This is a genomic window from Acinetobacter sp. NIOH-H-8, from assembly GCF_046635365.1.
Lineage (GTDB): Bacteria > Pseudomonadota > Gammaproteobacteria > Pseudomonadales > Moraxellaceae > Acinetobacter.
This window is the reverse complement of record NZ_JBHDVN010000102.1, coordinates 1-2,472: the sequence shown is the minus strand read 5'-3', so window position 1 is coordinate 2,472 and position 2,472 is coordinate 1. Positions and strand designations below refer to the sequence as shown.

Annotated in this window: 3 protein-coding genes and 1 pseudogene; 1 reads left to right on the top strand and 3 read right to left on the bottom strand. The window is 37.1% G+C overall.

Annotation, left to right across the window (positions count from 1 at the left end):
• Nucleotides 1-120: pseudogene (locus ACEWB7_RS17140) on the top strand (IS30 family transposase); the annotation flags it as partial.
• Between the two features lie 11 nt (nucleotides 121-131).
• Here the strand turns inward: ACEWB7_RS17140 and ACEWB7_RS17135 are convergent.
• From ACEWB7_RS17135 to ACEWB7_RS17125, 3 genes are read right to left on the bottom strand one after another with little or no spacing between them, the layout of a single operon-like run.
• Nucleotides 132-740: a hypothetical protein gene (locus ACEWB7_RS17135; RefSeq protein WP_099143618.1), complete on the bottom strand. Its 609-nt coding sequence runs from the start codon at nucleotides 738-740 to the stop codon at nucleotides 132-134.
• Between the two features lie 31 nt (nucleotides 741-771).
• Complete coding sequence (locus ACEWB7_RS17130; protein ID WP_033917499.1) at nucleotides 772-1,605, bottom strand: hypothetical protein; 834 nt, start codon at nucleotides 1,603-1,605, stop codon at nucleotides 772-774.
• A gap of 12 nt (nucleotides 1,606-1,617) precedes the next feature.
• On the bottom strand, nucleotides 1,618-2,259 hold the full coding sequence (locus ACEWB7_RS17125; RefSeq protein ID WP_038350028.1) for a hypothetical protein: 642 nt from the start codon (nucleotides 2,257-2,259) through the stop codon (nucleotides 1,618-1,620).
• Nucleotides 2,260-2,472 lie beyond the last annotated feature (213 nt).

The following is a 2,472-nucleotide window of genomic DNA, read 5'->3' as shown; positions in this document are numbered from 1 at the left end:
GTTGCCATGTCACTGAATACTCGTCCTAGAAAGGCGTTAGATTGGCTTACACCATTAGAGAAATTTGCTCAGCTTGTTGATTATCATATGGCTTTTGAAACTGTCGCACCTCATGTTTGAATTCGCCATGATTAAATATATTCTTCAACCGTACTGGTCATACGTTTTTTCATTTTGTAAGGCTTGTAATGAGGAACATAACAAGGCTTGCAAACTGCTTCATAGGTTTTGGTATCAGAATGATAATAAAAGCGATCCAGTGGTTCATAGCCATTGCAATGATGGCAATAACGCTCAAAACCCAATGAAGTGAAGATCATCTTCTCCATAAATGCTTGTTTTTTATGTTTTGCTTTAAGTGTGGGTGAGTTTTTGACTTCACAAGAACAGATGTAATCTTGGTAACTATCTAACTCTGGTGATTCTTGGTATATACGAACAAACCGACTTAAGACATTAGGATCAAAAATATTCCATTGCTGGTCATGTTCTGAAAATAGGAAATATCCATCTGCACCTGATGGCATTTCTTTACTGTATTTCGAGTAATGGATAACATGTTTTTCCGTTGGCTCAAAGTCATTCAGGAACATTCTCAAGGTATTGAGGTTCGGGAATTGGACTTTCATTAACTGTGCTTGAGTCACCAGATTGGATCTTGATTCGTAGTTCACCAGAACCATAAGTTTACGGCTTTTGTCGATTCTGCCGATGATGTAATTATAGATATGATCAGACATTGTATTTTCTCCTATTCCATAGAGATCCATGTTAAGAACATGGATCATTACCAAAAAATGCAATGAGATCGTTGCTCTGGTAGCTAAACTGCAATTCGGTGTAGTCCATTTTCAGTGTGCTATCTAAGTACGGTGTAATGTCGAGTTGCACGAATGAATCAATAAATTCATTTTCTGCGCCATACGCATCTATTGAGCCTTTGAACAGCTCCAGTACATTGCATGTTACATAGTCGCCAATTTCTGATTTATGTGTCTTACATGATGGTAGTAGTGCCAAGTCATTCAGGATCACTTGAACATGAGTGCCATCATATGAGCCTTGATATAGGCTGTAATGTTTTTCAGGATTCAAGATACATTCAAGAACTAAATCAAAGTTGTTGCTGTAAGAGTTACGCGTAGCGACATATACACTTTCTGCTACTGGCTTTTCAACTTTGGTGAGTGTGATTGAGTCTGAATGCTCATAAGCGAACAAAATAGGGTCGTCTACGTCTTGTTCTTCATCTGGCTCAATGTCCATTAACGCCAAGCGTCTATCTTTGGTTTCTTGGTCGAGAATTTCCCAACCATCGATAGATAAAGTACCGCCGTCAGCAAGTTGAATGAGAACAGGGGTTTCTTTGTCCTGATCCGTATTGTCCAGAATGGTGAAGATCCCTAGTAATCGAACCCATGAAGTGATTAACTGGCAAATGGGTAGGTTTTCATTAATTTCATGGCGATTCTTGCAAGACTCGCTAAACATCGCCAGATTTTCAGGGTGATTAATATCAATATAGACATTGTGCAAAACAGCATCAGCACTGGTGTTGTTTGGTGCTTCGTAGCTCAATTCAATCAATAAGTATTTTTTAGACATGATCAATATTCCTTAGTACAAAACTTCAGTGCCAACAACGCAATCCAAAAACTTACCTTGCAGATCAAATACTAAAAATTGTTGCAGTTCTTTTTGTGTCGAGTGGATGTTAAAAACAGGCACAATCAAGCTGTCTTTTTCAAATAGGTTATGGTTGTTAATGACGAAATCATGAGCTGAATAGCAATGACCTTGCAGATATACACCGCAACGCATCAGCTTATCTAAATCAAAAGATTGAGAGATGTAGTGAACATCTTCTGGTGCATATTCACTGGCAATATCTCGGCTATATGCAAGATTGACTTGCTTGACCAAGCTTTGTTGAAAAAAGTCGCTGTCATGCACTTCTGAACGTGCGATGTCAGTAACAACTAAAATGGGTTGTGTTTCCCAAAAAATGCTGAGCAATTGATTAAAATCAAGATGCTCAGGGAATTGAACTTTTGAAGTAATAACGCCCCAATCATCAAGGGTTAAAGATAGAAAGTTTCCGTAATGATCAAGCGGAATAACCGTTAATACATTAAGGTCTTGATGCAATTCTTCGTTATACGAAAAATCAGCAAGGGAATGACCTGTATTTAATTCAGGATTCACAATAATGTTTAATGTTTTAGAACGGTTTGTAAAAAAATCAAGTAGGCTTTTCATATCTTCAACTCCAAGTTATAAGCAATTGCTTAGGTATGAATTAATTATATTTGTGAAATATCCCTTAAAAACTTTTCTCAAATTACGGCAGAGTAAAACTTGAAGTGCGACATAAACCACCTAATTAATTTAAAGGGTTTATGGAGTATATAAAATTGTCATACCATCATCTTAACTTTGAAGATCGTACTGCATTAATGCTTGAGTCAAGAA

What these genes read in the sequence shown, in the direction of transcription:
- ACEWB7_RS17135 (WP_099143618.1), bottom strand. Translation starts at nt 740, where the DNA reads ATGTCTGATCATATCTATAATTACATCATCGGCAGAATCGACAAAAGC.
- ACEWB7_RS17130 (WP_033917499.1), bottom strand. Translation starts at nt 1,605, where the DNA reads ATGTCTAAAAAATACTTATTGATTGAATTGAGCTACGAAGCACCAAAC.
- ACEWB7_RS17125 (WP_038350028.1), bottom strand. Translation starts at nt 2,259, where the DNA reads ATGAAAAGCCTACTTGATTTTTTTACAAACCGTTCTAAAACATTAAAC.